The sequence below is a fragment of the Klebsiella sp. KE9456 genome (assembly GCF_043832615.1).
Lineage (GTDB): Bacteria > Pseudomonadota > Gammaproteobacteria > Enterobacterales > Enterobacteriaceae > Klebsiella > Klebsiella indica.
The window spans coordinates 83947-90652 of the sequence record NZ_JBDYQK010000023.1 but is presented as its reverse complement, the minus strand read 5'-3'; the positions used below and the strand labels follow the sequence as shown (position 1 = coordinate 90652).

Genomic DNA, 6706 nt, shown 5'->3' with positions numbered 1-6706 from the left:
TTGTCCGAAGACATTAAGAATCCATGTCACTTTGAGTGCCCACACAGATTGTCTGATAAATTGTTAAAGAGCAGTTGCGACGCGCTTCAGCGCTCTGTCGCGAGGTGGCGTATAATACGCTTTCCTCATTCAGAGTCAAGCGTTAATTTTTGCTTTTCTCTGTCGGTTTTCACGATGACTTTTCACCGCTGAACCCCGCTGACCCGGCGGCTTGCGTGCCGTTGTTCCGTGTCAGTGGAGGCGCATTATAGGGAGTAATTCCGGTGTGACAAGGGGGTAATTGCAAAAAACTTTTCGTTCGCTCAAATTTACATCACTCAGGGAATTTCGCATGCTATTTTCTGGTCATTTGCGCAATCTCCTGCGCAAATCGCCCAACCTGCTGCCAGTCGGTATACACGACCTCTTTACGGACATCCGTTTCACCGCCAGTCATCTTCATAATAAGACGAATCATAAAGCGATCGTACCAACGATAACGCGGATAGCGGAGTGCGCCGGCAAACACCGCGCTACGCTGCGGTTTCCACGGCGAATTGAGCAAAAACTTGCGCGTATAGCTATTAGTTTGCGGAGTACGTTTCTCTGGTTTACGCGCCACAAGATTAACCGAAAAAAAGGCCCCCGGTAGAGACTGCAGAGACTGGAGGTGTTTTTTCACAAATCGCCCTAGCGCCGGATGAAAGTGGCCATAACGAATTGATGCGCCAATCACGACGCGATCGTATTGCGACCATTCGATATCATGAGTACGGTTCAGGTCAACCGTATCCGTATCAATCCCCTGCTCTTTTAATTCGGATGCCAGAAAAGAGGCTATTTCGTGCGTCTGTCCGTCACGGGTAGAGAATAGAATCAAAGTTTTCACAGACACTCCTGTTATTCGCGCCAGAAAGTCGGAGTAAATAGCACCAGTAGGGTGAATACTTCCAGACGCCCAAACAGCATATTAGCAATCAGGATCCATTTCGCGACTGGATTCATTGTCGCAAAGTTATCCGCTACCACGCCCAACCCGGGTCCAAGGTTATTCAACGTCGCTACGACTGAAGCAAAAGCAGAAAAATCATCCACGCCGGTAGCGATAATCGCGAGCATACTGATGATAAACACCAGCGCATAAGCGGAGAAGAATCCCCAGACGGCTTCCAGGATACGCTCCGGCAGCGCACGGTTCCCGAGTTTAATACTGTATACCGCATTAGGGTGTACCAGCCGTTTAAGCTCACGGTTGCCCTGTTTGAAGAGCAACAGGATACGAATGACTTTCAAACCACCGCCGGTCGACCCGGCGCAACCGCCAATAAAAGCCGAACATAGCAACAACACCGGCAGAAACAGCGGCCAGCGCGCGATACTGTCGGTAGTGAAGCCAGCCGTTGTCGCCATTGATACCACCTGAAAGAACGCCTGATTCAAGGTCGTTAGCGGGGACCCGTATACGTTATGCAGCCACAACACCAGAGTACAAATTACCACCAGCGTTAACTGCACACCGATAAACATACGGAACTCCGGATCGCGCCAGTAAACTTTCAGGCTACGTCCGCTGAGCAATGAAAAGTGCAGACCGTAGTTACAGCCCGATATCAGCAAGAAAATTGCAATAATGGAGTTAATTGTCGGGCTATTAAAATAGCCCACGCTGGCATCATGGGTGGAAAACCCGCCAATCGCGATAGTAGAGAAGCTATGGCCAATAGCATCGAATGCCGGCATTCCGGCAAACCACAGCGCCAACGCACAAGCAATTGTCAGTAACACATAGATAAGCCATAGCGTTTTGGCCGTCTCAGCAATTCGCGGCCGCATTTTGTGATCTTTCAACGGCCCCGGCATCTCCGCCCGATACAGCTGCATTCCGCCGACGCCCAGTATGGGCAGTATCGCCACCGCCAGCACGATGATCCCCATCCCGCCAAACCATTGCAGCATCTGACGATAGAAAAGAATAGCATGGGGTAAGGAATCGAGTCCCACCAGGGTCGTGGCACCGGTCGTTGTCAGACCTGAGAAGGATTCAAAAAACGCGTCCGTGACCGTCAGATTCGGCTGTTCCGCAAAGATAAACGGCAGCGCCCCCACGCTCCCCAGCACGGTCCAGAAAAGGACGACAATCAAAAATCCCTCACGGGATTTCAGTTCGCCTTTTTCACTACGGTTAGGCCACCATAATAGTGAGCCAATCGCCAGCGCGACAAAAAAGGTCTGGGTAAACGCCCGCCCCGCACCATCACGGTATATCAGAGCCACTAATCCCGGGAGGATCATCGTTCCCGAAAACAAAATAACCAGCAATCCAACGATTCGGGTTATCGCGCGAAAATGCATCTCTGGCGCTTCCTTTGATATGCAAAAAAAATCAGGTGGGGATTATTCGTCAATCTTCAGTAATTGCAACGAACCACGACTAAAATCAGCCAGCTTTGCTGAAAATAGCGCCACTTCAGCCTGGGGAAGCGCCACGCGCAACTGAACAGACGCCAGGTATTCGCTTTCAACAATTTTCCCTGAGAACTGAGCCAACAGCGTTTCAACCCCGGCTAACTGCCCATATTCACACTGCAACGTATATGCGGTCAGCGGCGTCTTGCGCAGGGTTGTTAGCTGAGCAAGCGCCTGATGAACGCCGCCGCCGTAGGCTTTCACCAGACCGCCGGTGCCAAGCAGAATACCACCGTAGTAACGCACGACGACAGCGGTTATCTCACCGACGCCGCTGCCCATAAGCTGAGCCAGCATCGGTTTCCCCGCGGTTCCCGCCGGTTCGCCATCATCGGAAAAACCCAACTGTTGTGAATCATTCGGCGGCCCCGCCACCCACGCCACACAGTGGTGGCGGGCATCTGGATGCCCGGCTCTGACAAACTCCACAAACGCCTTTGCCGCCGCTACGCCGTTGGTATGCGCTAACAACGTAATAAAGCGGCTCTTTTTGATCTCTTCAACAAAGGTGACCGGCGCGGCCGGTATCAACCAGCTTTCCATTACGCCAGTTTCAGATCGCGTGTCATATTCTCGACGCTGTTTTCGTGGATCACCACGTTATCTTCAATACGGATGCCGCCAAACGGTTTCAGCGCTTCGATTTTCTGCCAGTTAAAATGTTTGCTGAACGGCCCTTCGCGCCACGGCGCCAGCAGCGATTCGATAAAGTAAATACCCGGCTCAATGGTCAGCACCATCCGCGGTTGCAGCACGCGGGTGCAGCGCAGGTATGGGTATTTCGACGGCGCGGCCAGATGCGTCCCGGTATCGTCCTGCATAAAGCCTGCGACATCATGGACCTGCAGGCCCAGTTGATGACCAATACCGTGCGGCATAAATGGCCCGGTCAGGTCATTTTCCACCATCGCCTCTTCGCTCATATCTTTGACTATTTGATGCTTACGCAACAATTTGGCAATGCGCTGATGGAACTGGATATGATAGTCCACATAGCTAACGCCCGCTTTCATGGTGCTAATCAACGCCAACTGTTCATCGTTGACGTCTTTAATCAACTGCGCATAGTCATTATCGCTATGCGCCGCCCAGGTGCGCGTCAAATCAGCCGCGTAACCGTTATATTCTGCGCCAGCGTCCAGCAGGAAGCTGCGTATCTCCGCAGGTGCGCGGGAATCCAGTTTAGTGTAATGCAGTACAGCGGCATGCTCGTTCAGCGCCACAATATTAGCGTAAGGCACATCAATATCGCGATGGCCTGTCGCCGTCAAATAGGCCTGATTGATATCAAACTCGCTCATACCGGAACGAAACGCCTCTTCGGCCGCCCGATGACCATTAACCGCTGACTTTTGTGCTTCACGCATACAAGCCAGCTCGTAGTCCGTTTTATAAGAGCGATAGTAGTGCAGATAATCAATAACCCCTTTCGGATTGATTTTATCCGCGGCAATGTCTAACCCCAGCGCACGTTCCGCTACCGGCCCGATATAAGCGATGTTGCCGCGCGCCGCAGGCAACTGGCTACCAATACCGTCGGCTTTCGGCAAGGCGATCACATCCACTTCTTCCGTCCAGAATGAAGTCGGCAGCGGCTCCACGTTATGCCAGTAATCAACCGGTAGATAGAACCACAGTTTCGGTTTGTTAACACCGTCCACCAACAGCCAGCAGTTAGGGACCTGCGTAACCGGTACCCAGGCTTTGAATTGGGGGTTGACCTTGAACGGATAGGGATGATCGTCAAGAAAAACATTGAACAGTTCGCCGGAGTGGATCAGCAACGCATCCAGCTTGAAACGGGCCAGAACATCGCGAGTACGCTCTTGTAAAGTAACGATATGATTTTTATAGAGACCGGCCAGTGATTCCATCTTTTTATCCTTTGATTTTATTGGATCGTGATGCTTCGCATCTTAGCACATTGACCTGAAGCGGGGGGATTTCCACCGGATGTGATCAGATCTGCATTTATTTAAAGACTAATTTGCAATTTCTTAACATAAATCCCACACTCCGGATCATCTGGTATGACCAGATTACCTTGCGGATTCAGGAGACTGACATGCTTTACAAAGGCGACACCCTGTACCTCGACTGGCGGAAAGATGGCATTGCCGAACTGGTTTTCGCTGCCCCCGGCTCGGTCAACAAGCTCGATACCGCAACCGTCGCCAGCCTCGGCCAGGCGCTGGACGTACTCGAAAAACAAAAAGATCTTAAAGGGCTGCTGCTGCGCTCAGAGAAAGCAGCCTTTATTGTCGGTGCCGATATCACCGAATTCCTTTCGCTGTTCCAGGTGCCTGAAGAACAGCTCAGCCAGTGGCTGCACTTTGCCAACAGCGTCTTTAATCGCCTCGAAGATTTACCGGTGCCAACGCTTTCCGCCGTCAACGGCTATGCGCTGGGCGGCGGCTGCGAGTGCGTACTGGCGACCGATTATCGTCTGGTGACGCCGGATCTGCGCATTGGCCTGCCAGAAACGAAGCTGGGCATCATGCCGGGCTTTGGCGGTTCTGTCCGTATGCCGCGTATGCTGGGCGCTGACAGCGCGCTGGAAATTATTGCTGCCGGGAAAGACATCGGCGCTGAGCAGGCGCTGAAAATCGGCCTGGTCGACGGTATCGTGAAACCGGAGAAACTGCTTGATGGCGCAATAGCGGTATTACGTCAGGCGATTGACGGCTCACTGGACTGGAAAGCCAAACGCCAGCCGAAGCTGGAACCGTTGAAGCTCAGTAAAATTGAAGCGGCGATGAGCTTTACCATCGCCAAAGGCATGGTGGCGCAGACGGCCGGGAAGCATTACCCCGCCCCGATGACCGCCGTGAAAACGATCGAAGCCGCCGCACGCTTTGGCCGTGAAGAAGCGCTGAATCTGGAAAATAACAGCTTTGTCCCGCTGGCGCATACCAATGAAGCCCGCGCGCTGGTCGGTATCTTCCTCAACGATCAGTTCGTGAAAGGTAAAGCGAAAAAGCTGACCAAAGACGTTGAAACACCGAAGCAGACAGCTGTACTGGGCGCCGGTATTATGGGCGGCGGCATCGCTTACCAGTCAGCCTGGAAAGGCGTGCCGGTGATCATGAAAGATATCAACGACAAATCCCTGACGCTGGGCATGACCGAAGCGGCCAAACTGCTGAATAAGCAACTGGAACGCGGCAGGATCGACGGCCTGAAACTGGCGGGCGTGATTTCAGCGATTCACCCAACGCTGGACTACGCCGGTTTTGATCGCGTTGATGTGGTGGTCGAAGCGGTCGTGGAAAACCCGAAAGTGAAGAAAGCGGTACTGGCGGAGACCGAAGACAACGTCCGCCCGGATACCGTGCTGGCGTCGAATACGTCCACCATTCCCATTAGCGAACTGGCAAGCGCGCTGAAGCGCCCGGAAAACTTCTGCGGCATGCACTTCTTTAACCCGGTACACCGGATGCCGCTGGTTGAAATCATTCGCGGCGAGAAAAGCTCGGATGAAACCATCGCGAAAGTCGTCGCCTGGGCAAGCCGTATGGGCAAAACGCCGATTGTGGTCAACGACTGCCCCGGCTTCTTTGTTAACCGCGTATTGTTCCCGTATTTCGCCGGTTTCAGCCAGCTACTGCGCGACGGCGCCGATTTCCGCAACGTCGACAAAGTGATGGAGAAACAGTTTGGCTGGCCGATGGGCCCGGCTTATCTGCTGGATGTGGTCGGGATTGATACCGCGCATCATGCGCAGGCAGTTATGGCAGCCGGTTTCCCACAGCGTATGCAGAAAGATTATCGTGATGCCATCGACGCGCTGTTTGACGCCAGCCGCTATGGTCAGAAAAACGGTCTCGGCTTCTGGCGCTATAAAGAAGACAGCAAAGGTAAGCCGAAGAAAGAAGAAGATGCGGCCGTGGACAGCCTGCTGGCAGAGGTCAGCCAGCCGAAGCGCGACTTCAGCGACGAAGAGATTATCGCCCGCATGATGATTCCGATGGTCAACGAAGTGGTGCGCTGTCTGGAAGAAGGCATCATCGCCAGTCCGGCAGAAGCGGATATGGCGCTGGTTTACGGTCTGGGCTTCCCTCCGTTCCACGGCGGCGCGTTCCGCTGGCTGGATACGCTCGGCAGCGCAAAATATCTCGATATGGCGCAGCAGTATCAGCACCTCGGCCCACTCTATGAAGTGCCGGAAGGTCTGCGTAACAAAGCGCGCCATAACGAACCGTACTATCCCCCAGTTGAGCCAGCCCGCCCGGTTGGCGACCTGAAAACGGCTTAAGGAGTC

Annotated in this window: 5 protein-coding genes; 1 reads left to right on the top strand and 4 read right to left on the bottom strand. The window is 53.4% G+C overall.

From position 1 onward, the window contains the following. Positions 1-334: 334 nt before the first annotated feature. From hemG to pepQ, 4 genes are read right to left on the bottom strand one after another with little or no spacing between them, the layout of a single operon-like run. Positions 335-868 (bottom strand): menaquinone-dependent protoporphyrinogen IX dehydrogenase, encoded by a 534-nt coding sequence (gene hemG, locus ABK821_RS20735; RefSeq protein WP_138362127.1) that lies wholly within the window; start codon positions 866-868, stop codon positions 335-337. Between the two features lie 11 nt (positions 869-879). Continuing rightward, on the bottom strand, positions 880-2331 hold the full coding sequence (trkH, locus tag ABK821_RS20730; protein ID WP_138362126.1) for a Trk system potassium transporter TrkH: 1452 nt from the start codon (positions 2329-2331) through the stop codon (positions 880-882). 42 nt (positions 2332-2373) lie between these two features. After that, positions 2374-2988, bottom strand: a complete 615-nt coding sequence (locus ABK821_RS20725; protein ID WP_138362125.1) for an IMPACT family protein — start codon at positions 2986-2988, stop codon at positions 2374-2376. Continuing rightward, complete coding sequence (gene pepQ, locus ABK821_RS20720; RefSeq protein ID WP_343178628.1) at positions 2988-4319, bottom strand: Xaa-Pro dipeptidase; 1332 nt, start codon at positions 4317-4319, stop codon at positions 2988-2990. Before pepQ ends, ABK821_RS20725 begins: the two co-directional genes overlap by 1 nt. A gap of 191 nt (positions 4320-4510) precedes the next feature. Here pepQ and fadB point away from each other — a divergent pair, with 191 nt between their 5' ends. After that, on the top strand, positions 4511-6700 hold the full coding sequence (fadB, locus tag ABK821_RS20715) for a fatty acid oxidation complex subunit alpha FadB (protein WP_343178629.1): 2190 nt from the start codon (positions 4511-4513) through the stop codon (positions 6698-6700). The last annotated feature ends 6 nt before the right edge of the window (positions 6701-6706 follow it).